The sequence below is a fragment of the Curtobacterium sp. SL109 genome, from assembly GCF_026672405.1.
GTDB lineage: Bacteria > Actinomycetota > Actinomycetes > Actinomycetales > Microbacteriaceae > Curtobacterium.
Map to the genome: position 1 here is coordinate 1,001,138 of NZ_JAPPRB010000002.1, position 24,730 is coordinate 1,025,867.

20 protein-coding genes and 2 pseudogenes are annotated in these 24,730 nt (G+C 70.8%); 11 read left to right on the plus strand and 11 right to left on the minus strand.

What is annotated here, in order from left to right:
* The first annotated feature begins 227 nt into the window (after nucleotides 1-227).
* Entirely contained in the window at nucleotides 228-1,298 is a 1,071-nt protein-coding gene (locus OVA28_RS06300; protein WP_268096212.1) for a Gfo/Idh/MocA family protein, read from the plus strand.
* Between the two features lie 122 nt (nucleotides 1,299-1,420).
* Here the strand turns inward: OVA28_RS06300 and OVA28_RS06305 are convergent, their stop codons facing one another.
* Nucleotides 1,421-2,161 carry an MBL fold metallo-hydrolase gene (locus OVA28_RS06305; protein ID WP_268096213.1) on the minus strand — a complete coding sequence of 247 codons (741 nt, stop codon included), beginning with the start codon at nucleotides 2,159-2,161 and terminating at the stop codon, nucleotides 1,421-1,423.
* 98 nt (nucleotides 2,162-2,259) lie between these two features.
* Between OVA28_RS06305 and OVA28_RS06310 the strand changes: the two genes are divergently transcribed.
* From OVA28_RS06310 to OVA28_RS06320, 3 genes are all read left to right on the plus strand, one after another.
* Nucleotides 2,260-2,751, plus strand: a complete 492-nt coding sequence (locus OVA28_RS06310) for a hypothetical protein (protein ID WP_194659955.1) — start codon at nucleotides 2,260-2,262, stop codon at nucleotides 2,749-2,751.
* A gap of 3 nt (nucleotides 2,752-2,754) precedes the next feature.
* The gene (locus OVA28_RS06315) at nucleotides 2,755-3,786 is read left to right on the plus strand and encodes a YihY/virulence factor BrkB family protein (RefSeq protein WP_194659956.1); all 1,032 of its coding nucleotides are present in this window, start codon (nucleotides 2,755-2,757) and stop codon (nucleotides 3,784-3,786) included.
* Between the two features lie 67 nt (nucleotides 3,787-3,853).
* On the plus strand, nucleotides 3,854-4,549 hold the full coding sequence (locus OVA28_RS06320; RefSeq protein ID WP_268096214.1) for an SDR family oxidoreductase: 696 nt from the start codon (nucleotides 3,854-3,856) through the stop codon (nucleotides 4,547-4,549).
* Nucleotides 4,550-4,594: 45 nt separating this feature from the next.
* Here OVA28_RS06320 and OVA28_RS06325 read toward each other — a convergent pair whose 3' ends face one another.
* Nucleotides 4,595-6,172, minus strand: a complete 1,578-nt coding sequence (locus OVA28_RS06325; protein ID WP_268096215.1) for an ABC-F family ATP-binding cassette domain-containing protein — start codon at nucleotides 6,170-6,172, stop codon at nucleotides 4,595-4,597.
* A 271-nt stretch (nucleotides 6,173-6,443) separates the two neighbouring features.
* Here OVA28_RS06325 and OVA28_RS06330 point away from each other — a divergent pair, with 271 nt between their 5' ends.
* Entirely contained in the window at nucleotides 6,444-6,863 is a 420-nt protein-coding gene (locus OVA28_RS06330; RefSeq protein ID WP_268096216.1) for a DUF3151 domain-containing protein, read from the plus strand.
* A gap of 155 nt (nucleotides 6,864-7,018) precedes the next feature.
* On the opposite strand, the gene OVA28_RS06335 is transcribed toward OVA28_RS06330, so the two are convergent.
* The 8 genes and pseudogenes from OVA28_RS06335 to OVA28_RS06370 form a co-directional block, all read right to left on the minus strand.
* Complete coding sequence (locus OVA28_RS06335) at nucleotides 7,019-7,885, minus strand: hypothetical protein (protein ID WP_268096217.1); 867 nt, start codon at nucleotides 7,883-7,885, stop codon at nucleotides 7,019-7,021.
* 95 nt (nucleotides 7,886-7,980) lie between these two features.
* Entirely contained in the window at nucleotides 7,981-8,553 is a 573-nt protein-coding gene (locus OVA28_RS06340; protein WP_268096219.1) for an SdpA family antimicrobial peptide system protein, read from the minus strand.
* Nucleotides 8,554-8,556: 3 nt separating this feature from the next.
* A complete protein-coding gene (locus tag OVA28_RS06345) occupies nucleotides 8,557-9,231 on the minus strand; it encodes a hypothetical protein (RefSeq protein WP_268096220.1) in 675 nt (224 codons plus the stop codon).
* A gap of 86 nt (nucleotides 9,232-9,317) precedes the next feature.
* Complete coding sequence (locus tag OVA28_RS06350; RefSeq protein WP_268096221.1) at nucleotides 9,318-9,725, minus strand: SdpI family protein; 408 nt, start codon at nucleotides 9,723-9,725, stop codon at nucleotides 9,318-9,320.
* Between the two features lie 232 nt (nucleotides 9,726-9,957).
* A complete protein-coding gene (locus OVA28_RS06355) occupies nucleotides 9,958-12,984 on the minus strand; it encodes a glycoside hydrolase family 2 TIM barrel-domain containing protein (RefSeq protein ID WP_268096222.1) in 3,027 nt (1,008 codons plus the stop codon).
* Nucleotides 12,981-13,916 carry a carbohydrate ABC transporter permease gene (locus OVA28_RS06360; protein ID WP_228504453.1) on the minus strand — a complete coding sequence of 312 codons (936 nt, stop codon included), beginning with the start codon at nucleotides 13,914-13,916 and terminating at the stop codon, nucleotides 12,981-12,983. The genes OVA28_RS06355 and OVA28_RS06360 overlap by 4 nt, the downstream gene beginning before the upstream one ends.
* A 182-nt stretch (nucleotides 13,917-14,098) precedes the next feature.
* Nucleotides 14,099-14,941, minus strand: a pseudogene (locus tag OVA28_RS06365) (carbohydrate ABC transporter permease); the annotation flags it as partial.
* Between the two features lie 98 nt (nucleotides 14,942-15,039).
* A pseudogene (locus tag OVA28_RS06370) lies at nucleotides 15,040-16,402 on the minus strand (extracellular solute-binding protein).
* A 199-nt stretch (nucleotides 16,403-16,601) separates the two neighbouring features.
* Between OVA28_RS06370 and OVA28_RS06375 the strand changes: the two are divergent.
* Nucleotides 16,602-16,988 (plus strand): hypothetical protein, encoded by a 387-nt coding sequence (locus tag OVA28_RS06375; protein ID WP_194659962.1) that lies wholly within the window; start codon nucleotides 16,602-16,604, stop codon nucleotides 16,986-16,988.
* Nucleotides 16,969-18,135, plus strand: a complete 1,167-nt coding sequence (locus OVA28_RS06380; protein ID WP_268096223.1) for a baeRF2 domain-containing protein — start codon at nucleotides 16,969-16,971, stop codon at nucleotides 18,133-18,135. The genes OVA28_RS06375 and OVA28_RS06380 overlap by 20 nt, the downstream gene beginning before the upstream one ends.
* 151 nt (nucleotides 18,136-18,286) lie before the next feature.
* Here OVA28_RS06380 and OVA28_RS06385 read toward each other — a convergent pair whose 3' ends face one another.
* Entirely contained in the window at nucleotides 18,287-19,480 is a 1,194-nt protein-coding gene (locus tag OVA28_RS06385) for an MFS transporter (protein ID WP_268096224.1), read from the minus strand.
* An 81-nt stretch (nucleotides 19,481-19,561) separates the two neighbouring features.
* Between OVA28_RS06385 and OVA28_RS06390 the strand changes: the two genes are divergently transcribed.
* The 4 genes from OVA28_RS06390 (at nucleotide 19,562) to OVA28_RS06405 (ending at nucleotide 24,719) form a co-directional block, all read left to right on the plus strand.
* Nucleotides 19,562-20,278: a GntR family transcriptional regulator gene (locus tag OVA28_RS06390; protein WP_268096226.1), complete on the plus strand. Its 717-nt coding sequence runs from the start codon at nucleotides 19,562-19,564 to the stop codon at nucleotides 20,276-20,278.
* 524 nt (nucleotides 20,279-20,802) lie between these two features.
* Entirely contained in the window at nucleotides 20,803-21,903 is a 1,101-nt protein-coding gene (locus tag OVA28_RS06395) for a LacI family DNA-binding transcriptional regulator (protein ID WP_268096228.1), read from the plus strand.
* 93 nt (nucleotides 21,904-21,996) lie between these two features.
* A complete protein-coding gene (locus OVA28_RS06400) occupies nucleotides 21,997-23,742 on the plus strand; it encodes an ABC transporter substrate-binding protein (protein WP_268096229.1) in 1,746 nt (581 codons plus the stop codon).
* Nucleotides 23,739-24,719, plus strand: coding sequence for an ABC transporter permease (locus OVA28_RS06405; RefSeq protein ID WP_194629130.1), 981 nt, complete (start codon nucleotides 23,739-23,741; stop codon nucleotides 24,717-24,719). The genes OVA28_RS06400 and OVA28_RS06405 overlap by 4 nt, the downstream gene beginning before the upstream one ends.
* Nucleotides 24,720-24,730: the final 11 nt, after the last annotated feature.

The following is a 24,730-nucleotide window of genomic DNA, read 5'->3' on the forward strand; positions in this document are numbered from 1 at the left end:
CGCGCGCAGCTCGGCCCGTTCCCGCGGAGCGAGTGGGATCGCGCGTCGGGGGTCGTTCGTTCCGACCGTCAACGCGCGATCCGGTTTCCCACCGCGGGCGTGACGGGAAGGAACGCGCGTGCGGGCGTCCACCACGAGGCGCTCCCGGGACCACCCCGTCGGCGGTCCCTAGCAGGATGGACGTGACGTCGAGGTCGGCGTCGACGTGAACACGAGGGAGTGCACACATGACGGTCCGCATCATCCACGTCGGTCTCGGAGGGTGGGGCGGCAGCTGGGCCCGCGTCGCGCTCCCCGCGGTGTCGGAGGTCGAGGTCGTGGGGATCGCCGACCCGAGCGCCCCGACGCTCGAGGCCGTGCGGAAGGACCTCGGCCTGCCGGAGACCGCGGCGTTCCCGTCCCTGACCGCGGCGCTCGCCGGGGTCGATGCCGATGCCGTCGTGATCACCGCGCCCGCCGTCACGCACGTGCCACTCGCGCTCGAGGCCCTGGACGCCGGCAAGCACGTCCTGGTGGAGAAGCCCTTCGCGAACTCGGCGGCCGAGGCAGCCGAGGCCGTGCACCGCGCCGAGGAACGCGGCCTCGTGCTGCAGGTCAGCCAGAACTACCGGTTCTACCCGGCACCCCGCGTGACGAAGGACCTGCTCGCCGCGGGCACCCTCGGGGAGCTCTCCGCCATCAGCATCGACTTCCGCCAGTGGGACAACGACGCGGCGTTCGAGGACAACCCGCACTACCGGTTCCCGCACGCGATGATCAACGACATGGCGATCCACCACCTGGACCTGCTCCGGATGATCACGGGGCAGGAGGCCGTCCGGGTGTTCGCGAAGGCGACGTGGCCGTCGTTCAGCAAGTACCAGGACGAAGCCGTCGCGTCGATGCTCATCGAGATGGAGGACGGCCTGGTGGTCAGCTACCGCGGCAGCTGGTTGAGCCGGGCCGAGCACACGCCGTGGGCGGGGGAGTGGAGCATCCAGGGCGAGGACGGCGAGATCCGGTTCACCAGCCGTGCCGGCGAGCCCGGGGACGTGAGCGGTGACCTCGTCACGGTGCGGAAGGCCGGCGCCAGCAACGCCGGCGGCAGCAACGCGGGCCCGACGGAGACGTCGGTCGAGCTCCCGACGGCCGAGCACCACGACCGCCAGGGTGGGCTGCAGGCCTTCGCCCGGGCGGTCGACGGTGGTCCGGCGCCGGAGACGAGCGGGCGGGACAACCTCCGGAGCCTCGCGCTGATGGAGGCGGCGACGCGGTCCGCCGCGTCCGGCATGCCCGAGGACGTGGTCGTCCCCGACTGACGGGCCCGACGCCGCGCAGCTCGACTCGGTACGACACCATCGCTGTCGTACGACGTCGACCCTGTCGCTCGGCGTGTCGCTCGGCCGCGCCAGCGCCCGCCCCAAGCGCCGCAGCCGCAACGTCAGGCCGCGCCGGCCGCCCGCCGCGCCTGCGCCACCGCGCCCCGGATGCCCCACGGCCACGCAGGCCCGTGGCCCGGCAGCACGTGCTTCGCCTCGGTGTCCTCGAGCCGCCCGAGCGACGCGACCGCGGTGTCCATGTCGGACGTCGCCGCCGGTGCCACGACCCGCGGCCCGATCCCGCCCGTGTAGGGGTCGAAGGTGACGAGCGCGTCCCCGACGACCACGGCGTCCCGGTCGGCGAAGTGCAGCGCCACGTGCCCGTCGGTGTGTCCGGGCGTCTCGATGATCCACGGAGACCCGGGGACCTCGGCGCGGGACTCGAGCGGCACGGTGTCCTCGATGCCGTCGACCGTCGCGGCGCCGGCGAGCAGCATCCGGCCGAGCGGGGCCAGCCCGCCCGGGTGAGCGAGCACGAACCCGAACCGGTTCGTCTGCGGCTGGTACGAGTACGGGTGCGCCGCCAGGTCCCGGTCGCCGGGGTGCACGAACACGGGCGTGCCCCACTCGCGGTGCGCCCGGGCAGCGGTGCCGACGTGGTCGAAGTGCCCGTGGGTGAGCAGGATGCCCTCGACACGGTCGGGCGTGTACCCGAGCTCGTGCACGGCGAGCAACAGGTGCGGCCACGACGCGGGGAGTCCCGCGTCGATGACGATCAGCTGGTCGCCCGTCTCGACCAGGTACTGGTTCGTGTGGGCGATCTCGAGCCGGTGGATGCCCTCGGCGACGTCTCGGTACAGCATGCGCGGGACGGTAGACGCGACTCGCTGGACGCACTGCCGGGCTGGTCGCACAACGCGGTCCTGGGGTGCCGAGGCCCGGAACCGTGTACGAACGACGTATGGCGAACGACAGTCTCCCCGAGCTCGAGCTCGCGAACGTCCGCACGCGCGAGCGGATCACCGACACGGTCGAGCGCATCAAGCAGAAGGTCGACGTGCCCGCGCGCACCCGACTGGCCGTGGCGAAGACCCGGCAGCGCTGGCACCGCGACCCGACCCCGCTCGTCGCCCTCGCGACGATCGCGGCCACCGGCGTGGTGGCCATCGTGGTGGGCACGCGCATCGGCCGGACCCCCGCCGGGCACCTCGCGGCACCACCTGCGTCGACGGCGTTCACCGCGCTCCTGCCGTTCGGCGCGCGCGGCGACGAGTCCGCGCCCGGCCGCAAGGGGCGCAAGGCCCGCCGGGCCGGGCGGAAGGCACGGCAGGCGCAGCTCGAGCAGGACCCGGGCTACCAGCTGCGGACGAAGCAGCGCCGTCGCCTCGCCCCCGTGCAGGCGCAGGCCGCCAGGTACCGCAAGCAGGCCGCCAAGCGAGCGAAGAAGGGCTGACCCATGGCGCGCGAAGACACGAAGCCGGCACCGGACGACTCCCGGAAGGCCGACAGCCCCACCGACCTGAAGAAGCCGACGGTCGTCTACACCCTGAAGAAGACGCTGCGTGAGTTCAGCAGTGACCAGTGCACCGACCTCGCGGCGAGCCTGACGTACTACACCGTCCTCGCGCTGTTCCCCGGGCTGCTGGCCGTGGTGTCGATCCTCGGTCTCGTCTCCAACCCGAAGACCACGATCGACACGCTCCTCGAGATCATCGGCAACGTCGGCTCGCAGCAGGTCGTCGAGCTCATCAGGAACCCGGTGGAGAACCTCGTCCGGTCGCCCGCCGCACCGGTCACCTTCATCGTCGGTCTCCTCGGCGCGCTCTGGTCGGCCTCCGGGTACGTCGGCGCGTTCGGCCGTGCGATGAACCGGATCTACAACGTCCGCGAGGGCCGCCCGATCTGGAAGCTCCGCCCGACCATGCTCGGCGTCACCGTGACCACGGTCGTCCTGCTGGTGATCGGCCTGCTCGCGCTCGTCTCCGGCCCGCTCGCGCGGAGCTTCGGCGACCTCATCGGTCTCGGCGACGCAGCCGCCCTGGTGCTGTCGATCGTGCAGTGGCCGATCCTGCTGGTGATCGCCATCGTCGTGATCGCCGTGCTCTACTACTGGTCCCCGAACGTCAAGCAGCCGAAGTTCACGTGGGTGAGCGGCGGGTCCATCCTCGCGCTGCTCATCTGGGTCATCGCGAGCGTCGGCTTCGGGTTCTACGTCGGCAACTTCTCGAACTACAACGCCACGTACGGCTCCCTCGGTGGCGTCATCGTGTTCCTGCTGTGGATCTGGATCACGAACAACGCGCTGCTCTTCGGCGCCGAGTTCGACGCCGAGATCGAGCGCGGCCGTGAACTCCAGGCCGGCATCCGCGCCGAGGAGGACATCCAGCTCCCCGAGCGCGACACCCGCCAGATCGAGAAGCAGGACGAGAAGCGCGCCCAGGACGTCCTCGAGGGCATCCGGATCCGCCAGGGCGTCGACAACGACTGACCGGCGGCGGTCCGGTTGACGGACACCCGGACTGGAGGCTCGCCCCGGCATCCGTAGGCTGGCCTGCGTGACGCAGACACAGCCTCCAGTCCGTCCGGTCGCCCTGGTGACCGGAGCCACCCGCGGCATCGGCCGCGCGATCGCGGCCGACCTCGGCCGCACCCACCACGTGCTGGTCGGTGGCCGCAGTGCCGACGCGGTCGCCGCCGTCGTGGCGGACCTGCCGAGCGCGGAGCCCTTCGTCGGTGACCTCGGCGCCGGCGACGTACCGGACCTGCCGGAGCGGCTCGACGTCCTCGTGCACTCCGCCGGGGTCGAGCAGGGCTCCCGGGTCGCGGACACCCCGCGCGCCACGTGGGAGACCGTCTTCGCCACCAACGTCTTCGCGGTCGCGGAGCTGACCCGGCTGGCGCTGCCCGCGCTCCGGGCCTCCCGGGGCATCGTCGTGACGATCAACTCCGGCTCGGGCTTCGTCTCCGGCCCGGGCGGTGGTGTGTACGGGGCGTCGAAGTTCGCGCTCCGTGCGTTCACCGACGCCCTGCGGGAAGAGGAACGGGACGCCGGGGTGCGGGTGTCGAGCGTGCACCCGGGCCGGACGGACTCGGACATGCAGCGGCAGCTCGTGGAGAAGCTCGGCGAGGACTACGACACCGAGTACTACCTCGCGCCGTCGGACGTCGCCGACGCCGTGCGCACGGTCGTGGACCTGCCCGAGCGTGGCACCGTCGAGTCGCTCTCGATCCGCCCGACCCGGAAGCGCTAGCCCGACCCCGTCACGCGAGCGCCGTCGTCACGCGAGCTCCCGCCGTCACGCGAGTTCCAGGCGGACGTCGGGCTCCAGCCGTGCCAGGAACGACTCGTCGTGGCTCACGACGACGACAGCGCCGCGGTAGGCCCGCAGCGCGTCGACGAGCTGGTCCACGCTCGTCAGGTCGAGGTCGTTCGTCGGTTCGTCGAGCACCAGGAGCTGCGGCGGCGGGTCCGCGAGCACCAGCCCGGCCAGCGCGACCCGGAAGCGCTCGCCGCCGGACAGCGCCCCGGCCGGGCGGTCGACCGTGTCCCCACGCACCAGGAACCGCGCCAGACGGTTGCGGAGCTCGGCGGGCGGCACGTGCGGGGCGCTCCGGCGGACGTTCTCGAGCACGGTGGCGGCGTCGTCGAGCGAGTCCTTCCGCTGCGGCAGGTACGCGATCTGCTCGACGTGCGCGACGGCTCCGGTGCCGGGGAGCGGATGGTCCCGCGCGGTGGGCACGCCGACCAGCTGCTCGAGCAGCGTGGTCTTGCCGACGCCGTTGTCCCCGCCGAGCGTGACCCGTTCCGGCCCCTGCACGACGGTGTCCCGGCCGCGCAGCGTGATCGTGGCGATGCGGCGCGACGCGGGCACGTGCGGGTCGGGCAGCTCGACGTGCACGGACTCGTCGTCGCGGAGCCGGAGTTGGGCGTCGCGTTTCGTCGCGAGTGCCGCGGCCTCGTCGTCGGCGAACCCGACGCGCAGCCGGCCCGCGGTCTCCTGCGCGTGCTTCCGCATCTCGTTCGCGTACGACTTCGGCATCGACCGGCCGGCCTTCTCGCCCGCCTTGGCGCGCCGGGCGATCGTCGTCTCGGCCGCGATGCGCTGCCGTTTCTCGGTGCGGTGCCGCTGGTCGGCGACGCGGACCTCGCGCTCGACGGCGGCCTGCTGCACGGCGAGGTGCTCCTCGTACGCCGAGAAGGTCCCGCCGAAGACGGTGACCGACCCGGTGCGGAGCTCGCACGTCTCGTCGACGTGCTCCAGGAGCTCCCGGTCGTGGCTGACGAGCACCAGGGTCCCGCACCAGGAGTCCACGACGTCGAGGAGCATCGCGCGCGCCCGGCGGTCGAGGTTGTTCGTCGGTTCGTCGAGGAACGCGATCGGCCGACCCCGCAGTCGGATCCCCGCGATCGCGACGAGCACGGCCTGCCCGCCCGACAAGGTCGACACCGGGCGGTCGAGGTCCAGGCCGAGGGGGTCGACGGCTGCCGTGGCCCGCTCCTCGACGTCCCAGTCGTCACCGAGGACGTCGAAGTGCACGGGGTCGGGGTCCCCGCCGAGGATCGCGCGGAGTGCTGCGAGCGACGGTGCGACACCGAGCAGGTCCGCCACGGTGTCGGTCGCCCGCGCCCCGTCGGCTGCCGCGAGCAGCCGCTGGGGCAGGACGTCGACCGGACCCGTCGTCTGGACGGAACCGGACGTGGGTTGGAGCCGACCGGTGACCAGCCGGACGAGCGTGGACTTGCCGGCCCCGTTCCTCCCGACCAGACCGGTCCGGCCCGACCCGAAGGCGGCGGTGAGGTGGTCGAGCGCGACGGTGCCGTCGGGCCAGGTGAAGCTGAGGTCGTGCAGGACGACGGATGGACTGGTGGGCATGGAGGTGTCTCCCCGGTGTCGGTGCTGGGCGCACGACACCGACCCACCGCGGTGCGGTGGAGCGCCCGACGGGGCGCGCGATCACGGTGTCAGCGCGTGGGCTGAGCAGGACCGGTGATCGAGAGCAATCCGTCGTCTTCCGTCGGGGACCCCCGTGTCCGCCATCCGAGCCGCCGGTCGGTCTCCCGCCCCGGGGCCTCGTGATGACGACGAGGTGGCACCACGGTAGGCCCGGTCCCCACACGGGCGCAAGGGATGACAGGGTGGAGGCATGCCCGAGAACCTGCTGCCGACCCCGTCGGCCAACCCCGAGACCCTGCTGCCCGCCGATCCTGCGGTGGACGCCGCGCTCGCCGCGAACGCCCCCGTGGCGTCCGTGGTCGTCGCGCACCCCTCGTCGAGCCTGGCGTGGGCACTCCTGGCGGACGAGGCCTGGGGCCGTGGCGCGACGCTGGAGTCCTACGCGTACGCCCGCGTCGGGTACCACCGCGGGCTCGACTCGCTGCGCGGGGCCGGCTGGCGCGGTGCCGGGCCGGTGCCGTGGTCGCACGAGCCGAACCGCGGGGTGCTGCGTTCCCTGTTCGCCCTGCGTCGCGCGGCGATCGCCATCGAGGAGCCCGGCGAGCCCGAGCGCCTGACGGACTTCCTGAACGGTGCCGACCCCGCGGCGCTCCCCGCGCTCTCGGCGTAGGCGCGCAGCTGGCCGGCGGCCCCGCAAGACACCGGTGTTCGTGCTCCGCGCCGCGGAAGAACGCGGCGCGACCGACGAACACCGGTGTCTTGCTCGCTCGGCGATCGGGCCGCGCCAACTGTCCGTCGTGGAGGTAGGACCAGGCGGGCGAGGTCTCAGTCGATTGGTCGAAGGCGCTGTTGACGCGTGACTACACGCTCATCTTCGCGTTGACGCGTCAGCCGGAACATTCTCCAGGGCATCGCATCCCGTGGCTGCCACATCAGGACGAGCATCGCACCGAGCATCGAGATCTCGAACGTGATCAGTCCGAGGATCACCGAGAAGACGAGATGGAGCGCCGCGGAGACTCCGAGCGTCAAGAAGCGAGGCGTTCGACGTCGGGCTGCGAGTACCGAAAGAGCGAGGACGTACTCGGTGACGATGACACCCCACGTAGCCGCGTGCAGCAGAGGGGCATGCGACAAGACCCATTTCAGGAGATCCTGAACCTCAGGACGGGCCCCGAAGTTCGGTTGTTGCACCCAGAACCACAGCGCACTCCCATCTGCCCAGATGGGATGCACCTGTTTCACTGTCGCTGCTTCGAGGTACACGTACGCGAGCTGTAGCTTCAGCGCGAGCAGCAGGACGTGCGCTGGGATGTACCGCAGCCGGGGGAGTGCCGTGCGACGGGGGCGCCAGCCGTTCCATCGTCCGTCCGTGCAGCAGACGCCAACCAAGACGACCGTGACGGTGGTCTGGAGGTAGTCACCGCCCTCAATCCCCACGGTGTTCGAGGCGAGGCTGAATGCGGCGTAGGCGTGCAGAGGCGCTGCCACTGCGGGCAGGATCCCGAGCAGCGTGGGGATGCACGTCATCACCAGGAGCCACCGGACGAGTTCGGCAGTGTCCTGAGGGGCGGCGCAGAACGCACCCACTGAAGCGATACCCGTGCACGTCGATGCTGTGGCCTCAGGCCGCGACGGGTCGTGGAGCAACACTGATGTGGGGTTCAGTGCGAGCACGAGGAACGTCGACAAGGCAAGCACCGACCGTGCGAGTGTCAGCTGGAAGCCATGGGGTGGCCGAGCCCAACTGAGCAGCACTCGATCACCCCAGCGATCCGCCAGACGACCTAGGCGAAGCACTTGACATCCAGCGCGAGGACAGCGCCTGGAGGGGCAGCCCGAAAGCGGGAGAACGCGAACGGGACCGGAGGCTGACGGGTGAGGACCACCGTTCCGCAGAGAGAGCTCGACGAACTGTGAAGACTGAGCTCCGGGGCGTTCCGTAACTGGGTCTCCGTCAGACAGGACTCGGGTTCGGTCACGGTCCGGCAGTCGGTCCAGCGGGTCCCGGCCGGCACGCCCTCGAGCAGGAAGGACAGGTCCTGGTCGAAGTTGCGGGATCGGCGTGACAGGCCGAACAGGTTCTCCCTCGTGGAAGTCACATTCCCGTCGGCCACTCGCCAGCCGTGATGGTCTGCGTGAGCGACACGGACGATGTCCTCGCGTGCGTCCCGGGTGAAGAAACCCCAACCCTGTCGGAACAGCTGCGCGATGGGCTGCTCATCGAACTGCCGCCCTGTCGGGTCACTCACGGTCTGCGACGCCTTGTTGCCGATGAATGAGAGGAGTATGAGGATCAGGGCTCCAGCCATCGCGACGACGGCGACACCAAGGGCGGTCCTCGACCTGCGGGCGTCCATTTTCTATTCGAAGACGGTCGCCACCCGTGCGGCGACCTCTGACTCGACGAGGTGTGGGTACTGCTCAGCGATGTGCGCGGGATCGGCGGTTGGGAGATCAGCATCGTCGCTCGAACTGGATCGTGAACCGAAGACGCCGTTGTTCGACCACAGGCCGTTCTGATTGACGACCATGTTGACGTTCCCCGCGACGTTGAAGTTGACAGCAGCGAGTACCGTTCCAACCGCGATCACAGCGACGATCGCTGCAGCGCAGACGGTGGGCCCACACACTCGCGGTTGCGTCGCCTTGGACCGTTCCGCGATCGCCTCTGGGAACTGCGAACGCAGCGATTTCTCGAATGCCTCGTGCAGTTGATCGAAGCCTGACAGCACCTGGTAGGGATCCCCAGATCGCATGGCCTTGATCGACCTGTTCGTTCCGTAGGACGTGTTGTGGACGAGATCGAGAACGATGGTGTCCGTCACCTCGTCGTACTTCTTCAGCTCGGGTTCACTGAGCTCCTCGGGAAGCTCCACTCTGGTCTTGATGCGATCGGCGAACTCGCCCTGGCCGAAGACCAGTCCACGAACGATCTGCTCATCGGAGAATGACTCGCGCTGGTCGGCGTGCGCCGCTGTCACGCTGCCAACGGCGATCGTGGCGGTGAGCGCAATTGCAGTGGCGATCAATCTCATGTTCTACCCCTTTGTGAGATGGTGTCTGGTTCTGATGGTCTTCTGAGGTGGATTGTTTGCTGCGCCACGGTGTCAGGCTCAGTACGTCAGTCGTCGAGGATCGAGGCTTCGGACCGCCGGGCGGCACGACTCGCGACGAAGGCGCTGACGATGAGGAAGCAGAAGGCGCTCGCCATGCCGATGGGGAGCCACGAGTCAGCAATGCGTGGCGCCAGGAGGCTCAGCAGTCCGGAGCCGACCAACGCCGTAGCGGCTGCGTGGAGCCATCCACGGGCAGCACGATGGCCGATCTTCCAAGTCGATTCCGATCGCATCACGGATGCAATGCGGATTCCAGCGCCGCCGTTCGGGCCGACGATGCCTCGTGATGTCAGCTCGGCAATGACCGAGATGACCGACCCACTGGCGATGAGCATCAAGGCGGAGTAAATCACATGTGTACTGAAACGTAGTATTCCGGCGGTGTCAAGGAAGATGCTGTCGATGTTCCTCATCGCGATGGTGACGGTCTGTCCGCTGTTCCCGCTCGTTGGGTCGTGCAGCTGGAGGGTCAAGGCTCGGCGGCTCTTCATGGCGAAGAACGCCGTGGCCTCCGCGGTCGGTGAGGAGGCACGCCGCAGTCGCCGCACAGCGGAAACCCGCTCCAACCACCGAAGTCCGTGGTTCGAGCGGGTTTCGGGAGTGCGCCGCCAGCCGCCGCCTCGCGCCGCCGCGAGACCCCGCGCCCTACCCCAGCAGCACGCTCCACGCCGTCGTCGCCGGCCACAGCTGGTGCTCCGGCAGCACGTCGAGGCCGCACGCGCGGGACCCCAGCCCGTGCTGCGCCGCGTCGAGGTACAGGTACAGCGCGTCCGACGCCGGCAGCTCGTACGGGTGCCCTGCACGGCCGACCTGCTGCGCCGTCCACGGCGTCAGCGTGAAGCCGGTCCGCCGTGCACCGACCGACGAGACCGTGAACGGCCCCACGGTGAGCGAGCGCAGGTCCGGACGGTGCCCGGTCTCCTGCGGCATCGAGTAGTTCACGGTCAGCAGCGACACCGGCGCAGCGAACCGGCCGACGTGCGCCGCGTGCGAGGAGTCCGCGTACGACTCCAGCGGCCCGGTGCCGAACCACTCCGCCGACTCGTCGACGAGCGACGCCGGCAGGTCGATGCGGACGCCGATGCGCGGCCACGTGATGCCCCAGGCGCCGAACGGGACCGCGGTCGTGTCGAGCTGCAGCCCGGCCTCGGTCAGGGTCCAGCGGTGCGTGACCTCGACGCCGGCGCCGCTGTTCGCCGCCGAGACGCGGACGCGCTGCACGAGGCCGTGCTCCGTCCGCGACACCGAGACGAGCCGGTGCGTCAGCCGGTCCAGCCCGTGCGCCTCCCACTTCGACGCCGACGACGGCGCGTCCGGGTCGCCGACACCGTGCGTCAGCACCGGGTCGGCGGTCTCGTAGCCACCCTGCGAGGCCAGCCGGTCGTTGTCGGTCGGTGCCCGCCAGAGCTCCAGGCGCGGCCCGGCGACGGGCAGCTCCTTCCAGCTCGACAGGTCACCGCGGGCCGTGAAGGTCGCCTCCCCGAGCCGGTCACCGTCCCAGCCCGCACCGGAGGCTCGTGGGGCCTCCGCCGGTCGGCTCGCGACGAGCGTCTGGGTGCGTGCCACGACGTGGCCGGTGTCCGCCCAGGCTGTCGGTCCGGCGAGCTCCGCGACGACGTCGAACCAGAGTTCCTCGCCGGGGGCGAGGGGCCCGGCCGCGGCCGCGAGCACCTCGCTCGGCACGGGCACGGTGGCCGACTCCCGCGGCGGCACGACACCGGGCGCCAGGCGTCCGGTGGCCTCGACGACGCCGTTCCGCGCCAGGGTCCACGTGAACCGGAGCCCGGAGGTGGACGCCGAGTGGAACCGGTTCTCGACCAGGACGGTGCCGCCGCCCGCGGTGGTCGTGCCGTGCAGCGGGGACACCGACAGGCGGACCGGCGCGACGACGGCCGCGAACTCCGCCAGACCCGGGGTCGGGGTGTCATCCGGCAGCACCAGGCCGTCCATCACGAAGTTGCCGTCGTGGACGACCTCGTGGAAGTCGCCGCCGTAGGCGTGGTAGGGGGTGCCGTCGGGGGTGTGCGCGAGCAGCCCGTGGTCGCGCCACTCCCACACGAAGCCACCGTGCAGCCGCGGGTAGCGGTCGACCAGGTCCTCGTACTCCTGGATCTGCCCGGGGCCGTTGCCCATCGCGTGCACGTACTCGCAGTGGATGAAGGGCTTGGACCGCTGCCGCGCCGCCTCGGCCGGGCCGCACTCGAGCAGCGGCGTCGCCGGACCGCCGCCGATCGACTCGGTCTCCTGCAGCGTCGGGTACATCCGCGAGTACACGTCGGTGTACTCGCCCGTGTAGTCGCCCTCGTAGTGCACGGGACGTTCGGCGTCGCGAGCGCGGACCCACGACGACATCGCCGCGAGGTTCCGCCCGGTGCCGGACTCGTTGCCGAGCGACCACATCACGATGGAGGCGTGGTTCTTGTCCCGCTCGACGGTCCGCGCGATGCGGTCGAGGTAGGCCTCCTCCCACGCCGGGTCGTCGGAGGGGTTGCCGACCCAGTCGACGAAGAGGAACCCGTGCGTCTCGAGGTCGCACTCCAGCACGACCCAGAAGCCGAGCTCGTCGGCCAGGTCCAACACGCGCGGGTGCGGCGGGTAGTGCGAGGTGCGGATGGCGTTGACGTTGTGGCGCTTCATGAGCGCCATGTCGGCTCGTGCGTGGGCCTCGTCGAACACGCGGCCGCGCTCGGGGTGGGTCTCGTGACGGTTCACGCCGTGGAACACGACGCGCTCGCCGTTGACCAGGAACCGATCGCCCTCGATCGACACCGTGCGGAAGCCCAGGCGGAGCGAGACCGTCTCGCCGTCCGAGGACAGCGTGGCATCGTACAGCCGGGGGAGTTCGGCGCTCCACGGTTCGACGCCCTCCACCGTGATCGGGGCGACGTCCTCCGCTGAGTCCCAGACGACGGAGACGCCGAGCTCGGGGACGGCGAACCGCACGGGGAAGACGGCGTCGAGCGTGGGGACGGAGATCGTGCCGGTGCCCGTCGCGGGACGGCCGGACGCGGCGGTCCCGGCCGAGGCCGCGTTCCCCGTGGTGGCGGTCCAGCCCGCGCGCACGAACACGTCGTCGATCGGCGCCGCGGGACGCGCGAGCAGGGTGACGTCACGGAAGATGCCCGGCAGCCACCACTGGTCCTGGTCCTCCAGGTACGACGCCGCGGACCACTGGTGCACCCGGACGCGGACCTCGTTCGCCCCGGGCCGCAGCAGCGACGTGACGTCGAACTCGGTCGCGAGCCGGGAGCCCGTCGACCAGCCGACCAGGGCGTCGTTCAGCCAGACGCGGAAGTGCGACTCCACGCCGTCGAACCGGAGCAGCACCCGGGCGGCCGCGTCGAACGACGTCGGCAGCGAGAAGGTGCGCCGGTGGTCGCCGGTCGGGTTCTCCTCGGGCGGGTGCGGCGGGTCGATCGGGAACGGGTACTGCAGGTTCGTGTAGCTCGGCGCCCCGTGCCCGTGCAGGACCCAGTGCGCGGGGACCGGCAGCGTGCCCCAGCCGTCCGGGTCGTCGAAGCCGGGGGCGTCCGCCACCGGCGACCAGCGGAAGTCCCACTCCCCGTTCAGCGTCAGGGCGGGTGCATCGGTGTGCAACCACGCCCTCGGTGCCAGTCGGGACGCCGATCCGGGCGTCGTGGCGTGCAGGTCGTCGGTGGCGGTGGAGGTCAACCCTTGACCGATCCTTCCGTGAGGCCCCCGCGCCAGAAGCGCTGCAGGACGATGATGGCGATGACGAGCGGGATGACCGAGACGAGCACTCCGCCGGTGGTGAGCTGGTAGAACTCTGGCAGACGGTCCACCTGGGACCGCCAGTTGTTCAGTCCCAGTGTGATCGGGTACAGCTTCTGGTCTGCCAGCATGATGAGCGGCAGGAAGAAGTTGTTCCAGATGCCGACGACCTGGAACAGGAACACCGTGACGAGTGCCGGCGTCATCTGCCGGAGCGCGATGGTGTGGAAGATCCGCAGTTCACTGGCGCCGTCGAGCCGTGCGGACTCCATCAGCGCCGTGTCGATCGACGCCGAGGCGTAGACCCGGCACAGGAACAGGCCGAACGGCGAGACCAGGCTCGGGATGAGCACGCTCCAGTACGTGTCGGTCAGGCCCATCGTCGAGAACAGCAGGAACAGCGGCAGGGCCGTCGCGGTCCCCGGCACGAGCACGCCGCCGAGGATCGTCCCGAACACCAGCTGCCGACCGCGGAACTCGTACTTCGCGAGCGCGTACCCGCCGGCCGCCGCGAAGTAGGTCGCCAGGACCGCGCCGACGCCGGAGTACAGGATGCTGTTCGCGATCCACCGGACGAAGATCCCGCCGTCGTACGTGAACACCTGCTGCAGGTTGCTGAACAGCGCGAAGTCGCCGCCGAACCAGAACCCGTTCGTCGAGAACAGCGCCCCCGTCGTCTTCGTGGCGGCGATCACGACCCAGTACAGCGGCACCAGGAAGTACAGCGCGACGACGACGAGGATGCCCGTCACGACGATCTGCGACCGCGGCGAGCGGTCGAGCTTGCGGCGCTGGTGCGCCGAGATGGACGTCGTGTCGACGGGCTCGGCCGCCTGCCGCGTGATGGGTGCCTGGATCGTCTCGCCGCTCATGCGCTCGTCCCCTTCGGTCCGGACTGGAGGCTCGTCCCGGCCCCGGTGGTCGTGCTGCGGGTGACGGCACCGGTCGCCGGACGCGACCCGGTGGCGGAGGTGCCGCGAGTCTGGAGCGCGCGCTGGGCCTCCAGGCCGTCCTTCCTGGCCCGCTTGCGCTGGTCGCGCTCGTCCTTGGGCGGACGGTTGGTCAGCGCCAGGAACGTGAAGGACAGGATGAAGGCGGCCAACGCGATGATGACCGCCTGTGCACTCGCGACGCCGTACTCGTTGAACGCGAACGCGTTCGTGTACGCGGCGTAGTTCGGCGTGTACTCGGTGTCGATGGCGGGGGCGACCGTCGACAGGATCTGCGGCTCCGCGAAGAGCTGCAGCGTGCCGATGATCGAGAACACCGTCGTCAGCACCAGAGCCGGCGCGATGAGCGGGATCTGGATGCGCCACGCGACCTGGAAGGGACCGGCGCCGTCCATCTTGGCGGCCTCGTACACCTCGCCGGGGATCGACTTCAGCTGCGCCACGATGATGAGCATGTTGTAGCCGGTGTAGGTCCACGTGACGATGTTCGCGATCGACCACAGCACGCTGTTGGCGCCGAGGAAGTCCGGCTGCAGCCCCATCGACTGCAGCAGCGACACGATCGGCGACAGGCCGGGCACGTAGAGGAACGACCAGAGGATCGTCGCGATGACGCCGGGGACGCCGTACGGCATGAAGTAGATCGCCCGGAAGAAGCCCGGCCAGCGGGCGCTCGCCGACTCGAGCAGCAGCGCCAGGACCGTGCAGGCGATGATCATGACCGGCACCTGGACGATGCCGAACAGGAGCATGCGGCCGATCGAGGCGACGAAGCCGTTGTCGTTCAGCGCGGTGACGTAGTTGTCGAAGCCGGCGAACCGGCCGGTGACGCCGTCCTCGCCGAACAGGCCCTTCCGGTCGACGGTGGTGAAGCTCTGGAACAGGGCGCTGATGATCGGGATGATGAACGTCAGGACGAAGAGCGCCAGGAACGGTGCGAGCAGCATCCACGGGGCACGCTTCTGTGCCCGGGTGGCCTTGGTGCTCGTGCGGAAGGTGGGCTGCGCGCGCTCGGTGGTGCGCGCCTGGGTGGGGGTCTGGGTGCTCACGATGCCGTCCTGACGCTGAGGCCCTTGTCCTTGAACGACTGGACGATCTCGCGCTGGGCGAGTTCGACGGCGTCGCTGAGCTTGAGTCCGCCGGTGATCTTGCGACGGAACTGGTTCTGCAGCGACGTGAACGCCGACTGCGTGACGGGGGACCAGGACCAGTCGATGTTCTGCTCCTTGGCAGCCGGGGCGAAGACGTCCTCGTTGTAGTTCTGCCCCGAGAACCAGGCGCTCGGCTGCTCGCGCTGGGCGCCGATGTAGTCCTTCGCGGGGGACCAGCCGATGCCGCAGTGCTTGATCATGGCGTCGACGCCTTCCTTCGAGGTGGTCATCCACGTGATGAAGTCGAGCGCTTCCTTGGGGTGCTTCGCGTTCGCGAGGACCGCGGCCGTCGAGCCGCCGATCGCGCTCGACCCGAAGCCGTCGGCGCTCCACTTCTGCATCGGGGCGACCTTCCACTTGCCCTTGCCGCCCTGGATCGACTCGATGAGGGCGTCGCCCCAGCTCGCGCTGGTCACGGCGGCGATCCGACCGCTGGCGCACGCGGCGTACCAGCCGGGGGAGTAGGCGCCGGCGCTGGTGTCGACCAGCTTCTCGTCGATGCACCCGTCGAAGAAGTCGGCGACCTCCAGCGTGGCGTCGTCCGTCATGTCGACGACCCACTCGTCGCCGTCGACCTTGAACCAGCGCGCGCCGGCCTGCTGCGCGTACGCCGCGAACGGTGAGGCGTCGGCGACCGGGAAGACCTCGAGGTAGTTCTGCTTGCCGGTGCCCCGGACCTTGTCGGCCAGGACCTTCCACTCGTCCCACGTCGTCGGGGGCTCACCGCCGGCCTGCTCGACGGATCGCGGTCTGGTAGTAGAAGCCCATCGGGCCGGTGTCCTGCGGGATGCCGTAGACGCCGTCGACGAAGGAGACCTGGGCCCAGGCGGCTTCGTCGTACTTGTCCTGAACGTCCTTCGCGCCGTAGCGGGCCAGGTCGACCAGGCCGTTCGCGAGCATGAACTCGGGGATCTGCCGGAGCTCGACCTGGCCGATGTCGGGCCCGCCACCGGCCGCGAGCGCGGAGTACATCTTCTGGTACCCGCCGCTGTTGCCGCCGGGGATCCAGTTCGCCGTGACCTGCACGTCGGGGTGCTTCGCGTTCCAGACGTCGCAGACCTTCTGCAGGTCCTTGAGCCAGGCCCAGTAGGTGAGCTGGATGGTCTCGCCGCTCGCCGCCGCGGGGACGAGTGCCGCCCGGTTGACGTTCGTCGAGCCGGGCACCGCGCAACCGGCGAGGAGACCCGTCGCAGCCGCTCCGATGCCGAGCCCGAAGAGCTGGCGTCTCGTGATTGGTGGTCGTGATGATGGCGTCATTGCCTGCACTCCGGTTCGTCATTGATCGGGGTTGCGCCTCAGCAAACCACGGAACCCGAGTGGCGGTGGGTGTTCGGGCCTGGGTGTTCGCTCCGACCTTGGAACGGCGTCAGGTCGGAGCGCGGACGGTGGGGACCCAGAGCAAGCACGAAGGCCGCCGACGGCGATCGCCACGGCGACACGAACGGGAGGAGCACTGATGGCTGAACGCGGGAACACCACCCACCGGCCAGAGCTCGACGAGCAGCTCGCGCACGAGGCGCAGAGCATCGTCCAGGGCCACGGCAGCAACAGCCACGTCGAGGAGTTCCGGCAGTCCGAGCCGGTCCCCGACGACACCGACGACGCCGAGACGCTCCGGGCGTCCGGCTACGACGGCGAGGTCGAGGGCGAGCTGCAGGACGACAGCACGGACGTCCTGCCCGAGGACGACGCCGACGTCGTCACGGACACGGACGGCCGGGGCGCGATCGGCGGGGGAGCGGTCGCCGGCGACACCGTGGGCGGCGACGACACCGTCTTCACGACCGAGACCGGCGAGGAGACCGAGAACGAGGTGGTGGACGGTGGCACAGACGACGCGTGAGACAACGGCGCTGCAGCCTGACCTGGTCGAGGCACTGCAGGCTCCCGGCACCTGGACCTGGGCGTACGTCGACGCCTCCGGCAACCGCGAGGACCCCCGTCGGCTCGCCGCGCTCCAGCGGCGCACCGTGTCGGACGCACTGCAGCAGCAGGGCGCTTCGGGCCGGGCGGTGGAGGTCATCGAGGAGGAGCTCGTCGAGCAGCCGGGCGTCCCGGCGCCCGTCGCCCGCTACGTGCTCGTCCGCGACGACGAACTCGTGCTGAGCGAGGTCCTCCCCGGTCACCTGCACGGGCAGGAGTCCGTCGGCACGGGCACGGTCCCCGACCTGCTCCCGCTGTTGGCGCACCGCCCGTTCGACCTGCCGTTCCTGGTGGTCCAGGTCGGCCGCGAGGGCGGTGGCTTCCGCGGCTACCGTCTCGGACATGCCCCGTCCGGCGCCCCCGAGGACGAGCAGCGCGTCCAGGGCCGCACGGACACGCTGCACAAGGTCAAGTCCGGGAACGGCTGGAAGCAGTCGCACTGGCAGCAGCACACCGAGGAGATCTGGAAGCAGACGGCCGGTGAGGTCGCCGCCGCGCTGGAGGAGGCCGTCCGCACCACCTCGCCCCGGCTCATCGTCGTGGCGGGGGACATCCGCGCCCGCGAACTGCTGCGCGGGGAACTCTCCGCGGCCACGAAGGCGCTCGTCACCGAGGTCGCCGTCGACCCGCGGGCCGACGACGCGTCCGAGAAGGCGCTCGTGCAGCACGTCGACCTGGCACTCGCGCGGGTCCTCGCATCGCGGCGGCACGACGTGCAGGACCTCCTGCGCACGCACGAGGGCCGCGGCGACAACGAGAGCGTCAGCGGGATCGGCCCCGTGGTCGACGCGCTGCAGCAGGCACAGGCGGCCGTGGTCGCTCTCGACGCCGCGGCGCTCGGCGACCGCACGCTGTACGCCCTCGCCGCAGCACCCTGGGTGGCGACGGCGCCCGAGCAGGCGGGCGGGGTCGAGGTGCTCGGGCAGGTGCCCGCGGTGTGCGCCCTCGTCCGGGCGATCGTGCTGACCGACGCCGAGCTCGTGCTCGTCAACGCCGCGTCGTTGCCGAGCGGGGCACCGGCGTCCGCGCTGCTCCGGTGGCGGGTGGGCCCGGCCGTCCCGGCCTGACGCGGGGCGGTGGGTGCGGGGGTCGGGACCGCGCGTGGTCAGTCGTATCGTGCGCAGCAGGTCGGATCGCGCGTGGGAGGTCGGTTCTTCCAGCTCCCAACGCGCGATCCGACCTCCCATCGCGGGTGTCATGGGTCGGAACGCCCACCGCTCACCCCGTCGACCGGTCCGACCGCGGGACGAGCGGCAGCGCCAGCAACGGCAGCACCGCCACGATCCCGAACGACGCCGCGAAGCCGAGCACCCCGACCAGGGCACCGATGCCCGGGCCGACGGCGCTCGCCGCGATGAACTGGCCGGTGTTCTGCGCGCCGAGGGCCCGGCCGGACCAGAACGGCCCCGCTGCCTCGGCGACCGACGTGTACGCGAGCCCGTTGTCCGCGACCGTGACACTCGTGGCCACGACGAGGAACACGGCGGCACCCGCCAGGTGGGAGACGTCGACGAGCGCCATGACGGCCATCACGACCGCCGCGCTCACGGCGACGACCCGCAGCGGACCGACCCGGGAGCGCGCCCGGTCACTCCACACCCCCACGAGGATGCGCCCGATCGCCCCGACGAACTGCGACGCCCCGACGAGCAGCCCCGCCGCGGCCGTGGGCCACCCGAGCCCGACGAGCCACACCAGTCCGTACGTCGACAGCGTGAACTGCGGGACCACGAGCAACACGGACACCGCGTGGACCCGCCACAGGAAGCCCGACGTCCGGTAGGGGTCGGCGACGTGGGCCGCGGGAGCGTCACTGCGTGCCGGTCGCGGCGGGTTCGCGATGCCGATCGCACAGAGCACGGCGAGCACCGCGCACAGCACGATGGGCAGCACCAGGGCCGCCCGGATGCCGGACGTCTCGGCGAGCTGCGGCACCGTGACCGCCGCGAGCGTCACGCCGAGCGGCTGTGACATCTGCCGGATCCCCATCGCCAGGCCGCGCCGCTCCTTCGGGAACCACCCCACCACGACCCGTCCGCTGGCGGCGTTCGTCGACGCGCTCGTCATCCCGCCCGCCAGGAACGCCAAGCCGAGCAGCACCGGGTCACCCGCAGCGAGCCAGGCACCGACCGTGGCGAGGGTGGTAAGGACGAGCCCGCCCGCGATGACGACCCGTTCGCCGATCCGGTCGGTGAGCGCTCCCCACGCGATGAGCGTCAGCACCATGCCGAAGGTCGGCGCGGCGGCGAGCACCCCGGCGACCGGCAGGGGCGTGCCGTGCGCGTGCAGGTACGGGATGAGCAGGGCCGGCGCCGAGACGACGAGCGTGCCCGCTGCCTGTGCGGCCACGCCGAGCGCGAGCATCGACCACGCGCGGGCGGTGGTCGTGGGCGCGGAGGCAGTCGTGGTCATGGCCGTCGTTTCGTCGCGGAACGGTTTGGTATACCAAAACGGTATACCATCCGGACCGCTCCGCCGCTACGCTGGTCCGTCGTGACCGAACCGACCGACGCAGTGCCCGTGTCGCAGACGGCCCAGCTCTACGACAACCTGCGCGCCGCGATCCTGACGCTCGAGATCGCGCCGGGGGAGCGCATCTCCGAACGCGGGCTCGAAGCCCGGTTCCACGCGTCGCGGACCCCCGTCCGCGCGGCCCTGTCCCGGCTCGAACGCGAGGGGCTCATCCTGCACGAGGGTCGCTCGTGGACGGTCACGCCGATCGACCTCGACGAGATCGCCTCGCTCGCCGAACTCCGTGGCGTGCTCGAGCCCGCGGCCGTCCGGTTCGCCGTCGAGCGGGCGGACGCCGCAGCGCTCGCCGAGGTCCGGGCGCACCTCGACGCCCTCCGTCCGACGCCCGACCAGCAGGCCGGCATCCGGATGGGCTCGACGTTCCACCTCGACCTGGCGGCGCTCGGCGGCAACCGGTTCGTCACGGACGCCATCGGCGACGCCCTCACCCGGCTCGAACGCACCCGCTGGATCGAGGTCCGCACGCCCGAGGCCCGCGACGCCGCGTGGGACGAGCACAGCGCCGTCCTCGACGCCGTGCAGGCCGGGGACGCCGACCGTGCGGCCGACCTGCTCGCCGCGCACGTCGCCGGGACGAACGACCGCCTGATCGCCTGGATCGCCCAGGAGCGCCGACGACTGCGCGGTGCCGGCATGGCGATCATCGGCGCGACCGACCGGACGTCGTCCACGGCCTGAGGGCAACTGCCCCCGCACAGTCGTGCTCATGTCCGGACGCGACCGGGCGCGGGACCCGACCCGCCCTGCGGGGGCGAGCCGGGCCTCCATGGCCGAGTGCCGCGTCCTGATCCGGCCGCGGCGACGCTCACTCGATGCGCGTGCGCCCATCCGCGCCGTCGAGCTGCGCGAAGGCGGCTGCGCCCTCCCGCGGTTCGCGCGTACGTTCGAGGAGTGCTTCGCGCACCTCGGCTTCGTCCAGGCTGACCCTGACCGCGTCGCGGCGTCCTGACTGCGTCGACTGTGACATCTCGTGTCGTCCTTCCCGTAGGCGGGCTCGGCCCGCGTCGATGCGGGCACCGCCCGCTGGTTGCGCTTCCTCACGGGACGTACTGAGGTCGCCCCAGTGTGATCCGCTGCTGCCGTCCGCCGCAAGGGCCTGGCAGCGGTTGTGGAGAAGTGTGTCGAGACGGGTTGCCTAGGATGGTCGGCGGTCGGGGCGGCTCGCCTCCGGCGCGCACGAGCGGACGGACGGGAGGCCCTGGTTGGCCGAGCAGCGCACCGCACCTCCCACGGTCTACGACGTCGCCGCCGCCTCCGGAGTGTCCATCGCCACCGTCTCCCGCGTCCTCCGCACACCCGACGCCGTCCGCGAGGGCACACGCGACCGCGTGCAGGCCGCCATCCGGCACCTCGGCTACGTGCCGTCGGGGAACGCCCGGGCGCTGGCGGGCAAGCGGACCGGCGTGATCGGACTCCTGCTGCCCGGGTTCGACGTGGTGCCGGACGAGCGACCGGGGCTCGTGACGGACGGCGGGGTGCGGGTCGTCGACGACCGCCGACACGTGACGCAGCCGTTCGCGTCCAACCTGTACTTCGACGAGGTGCTCCGCGGCGCCGAGACCGAGGCCTGGCAGCGCGGCCTCGCCCTCATGGTCGCCGCCGGGCGCGGACCCTCCCGCGACGTCATCGTGAACGACGTCGCCGGGCGGGTGGACGGCCTCGCGGTGCTGGCGCAGACCGTGCCGGACGAGCTGCTCGAGCACGTCGCCCGCCGGGTGCCCGTGGTGGTGCTCGCGGACGACCGGCGCTCGCACGGGTTCGACTCCGTCAGCGTCGACAACGCCGCGGGCATGCGCACGCTGGCCGCACACGTGATCGGGCGGCTCGGCATCCGGTCGATCGCCTACGTGGCGGGGCCGATCGACTCCCCGGACGACCAGGAACGCTCGGCGGGGTTCCGCCAGGCGCTCGACGACCACGGCGTCGAGCCCCGTACCGTCCGCACCGTGCACGGCGACTTCGGACGGGGCCGGGCGCGGGAGCTGGCGGTCGCACTGCTGGCGGACACTCCACCGCGGGCCATCGTCTGCTCGAACGACCAGTCCGCGCTGGGGGTGCTCGACGCAGTGCTCGCGGCGGGGCTCCGGGTGCCGGAGGACATCGTCGTGACGGGCTTCGACGGCATCGACGCCGGTCGGTTCTCCACGCCGAGGCTCACCACCGTGCACCAGCCGATGGGGGAGCTCGGGCGGGCCGCGGTCGTCGCGATCGTCGACCGGCTGGAGCGCCGCGAGGGGCCGCCCCGTGCCGTGCGGCTCCCCGTCGAGGTGCTCCTGCGCGAGAGCTGCCCCCCGACGCTGTAGTGCCGGCTGCTGCGCGGCACCACGACTTGCGCGGCGTGATGTAAGCGCATACATTGACCCTCGTACCCACTCGACACGGAGGTCGACCGAGCAATGACGCTTCCCCCACAGCGCACCCCACGGCGCACGAGGCGCGAGTCGCGGAGCACGCCGCACACGCGGCGCGGCCGCCTCGTCGCAGCCCTCGCCGGCATCGCGGTCGTGGCCCTCGCAGCGACCGGCTGCAGCATCCAGGTCCGGTCGGAGCCGGACCCGAGCATCGGCAAGGACACGATGCTCATCAACGCCGACCACGGCAACCCGCTGTTCGACCGCAACTTCAACCCGTACATCACGAACGCCCGCACGGCGTCGAAGTGGATGTACGAGCCCCTCATCGAGGTCAACCCCCTCGACGGCAGGCGGAACCCCTGGCTCGCCAGCTCGTGGGAGCAGCCGGACGCCCGGACGATCGACATGACGATCCGCACCGGCGTCGAGTGGTCCGACGGCACGCCGTTCACCGCGCGCGACGTCGTCTTCACGTTCGAGCTGCTCAAGAAGTTCCCCGCGATGGACGTCAAGGGCGCCTGGCAGCACATCGACACCGTCGAGCAGCAGGGCGACCACGTGGTCTTCCACCTGAAGTCCGACGACGTCCCGAGCCTGACGATCATCGGCCAGACGTACATCCTCGGCGAGCACCACTGGGGGAGGGTCGAGGACCCGACGACGTGGCGTGACCCGAACCCGGTCGGCACTGGGCCGTTCGTCCTCGGCAACTACTCCGACCAGCAGTACTCGATGGACAAGAACCCGCGGTACTGGCAGGCGGGCAAGATCGCGATCAAGCACCTCGTCCTGCCGGCGACGAACACGCAGCTCGACACCGTCACCCGCGGCTACGACTGGGCGTACTCGTTCATCTCCGACGTCAAGGGCACGTGGGGTGCCGCATCGGACACGAACACGTACTGGTTCCCGCCGGGGGGCGTGATCGGCCTCATCCCGAACCTGACGAAGGCGCCGTACGACGACGTCAACGTCCGCCGGGGCATCTCCCTCGCGCTCGACCGCGACGACATCGCCGAGACCGCCACCGAGGGCAACCTCACCGCGGCGGCCCAGACCGGCCTGATCCTGCCGAACCAGGAGCGGTACGCGAACCCCGACATCCCCGACGAGGGCATGGTCACGCAGGACGTCGCCGCGGCGAAGGCGTCGTTCGCGAAGTCCGGGTGGGTCGAGCAGGGCGGGAAGATCGTCAAGGACGGCAAGCAGCTCGAGATCACCATCACGACCGCGAACGGCTACGCCGACTGGCTCCGCGCCGCGCAGGAGGTCCGCCGTGACCTCACCGCCATCGGCGTCAAGGTGTCGATCAGCGCGCCGCAGCCCGCCGGCTACCAGCAGGCCATCAACAACGGCACCTTCGAGATGGCGATGGGCGGCATGGGCAACGGCGACGTCTACCAGGCGTTCAACTCGCTCATGTCGACCGACTTCTACCAGCCCGTCGGCAAGTCGACCGTGAACAACTACGAGCGCTACCGGGACCCGGCGACGCAGCGGCTGCTCGACGAGTACAAGGCCACCACGGACACGACGCGGCAGCAGGAGATCCTCGACCAGCTGCAGACCATCGTGTACGACCAGCTGCCCGTCATCGGCATGTACCACGGCGGGCTCTGGGGCCTGTTCAACACCGGCAAGTTCGTCGGCTGGCCGAGCGCGGAGGACCCGTACATGGCCCCGCAGAACTACGACTCCGCGCCGTTGCTCATCTTCACCAAGCTCCGGCTGCGCGACAGCGCCGCCGGGCGCGCGATCGTCGCGACCGAGAGCGAGCAGGGCAAGTGAAGTACATCCTCCAGAAACTCGTCCTCTTCGTCCTGACCCTCTGGGCCGCGGTCACTCTGAACTTCGTGCTCCCGCGCCTCATGCCGGGCAGCCCGAGCGACGCGGCCCTCGCGAAGCTCAGCCAGAACGGCCCGGTGACCGACGCCACGAAGAAGGCCATCGAGGCCCAGCTCGGCGTCCCGACCGGCAGCCTCTGGGCCCAGTACGGCAGCTACCTGCACCAGGTCGTCACCCTCGACTTCGGTACGAGCTACACGTTCTACCCGCAGCCCGTCGGCGACCTCGTCGGCAAGGCCCTGCCGTACACACTGGTCCTGGTCGGGGTCGTGACGATCCTGGCGTTCGTCCTCGGCACCCTGATCGGCATCGCGGCGGCCTGGAAGCGGGGGACCTGGCTCGACTCGCTCCCCACCCTGTCGGGGTCGTTCATGTCGACGTTCCCGTACTTCTGGACGGCGCTGCTCCTGCTGTTCTTCCTCGGCTACGTCCTGCACTGGTTCCCGACCACCGGCGCGTACTCGGCGACGACCACCCCCGGCCTGAACCTGGCGTTCACGGGTGACGCCCTGCAGCACGCGGTCCTGCCGGCGGTGACGATCCTGGTGACCAGCCTGGGCGGGTGGATCATCGGCATGCGCAACGCGATGATCAACACGCTCGGCGACGACTACGTCACCTTCGCCGAGGCGAACGGCCTGCGCGGTCGCACCGTGGCCATCCGCTACGCCGCCCGCAACGCGATCCTGCCGAACCTGACCGGCTTCGGCCTGGCCCTCGGCGGTGTGGTCGGTGGCTCGGTGCTCGTCGAGCAGGTGTTCGGGTACCCGGGCATCGGCTACCTGCTGTTCAACGCCGTCATCGGGCAGGACTACCCGCTCATGCAGGCGCTCTTCCTGATGATCACCGTGTCGGTGCTCATCGCCAACTTCATCGTGGACGTGCTGTACGGCGTCCTGGACCCGAGGACGCGCCGATGACCCGCAACTCG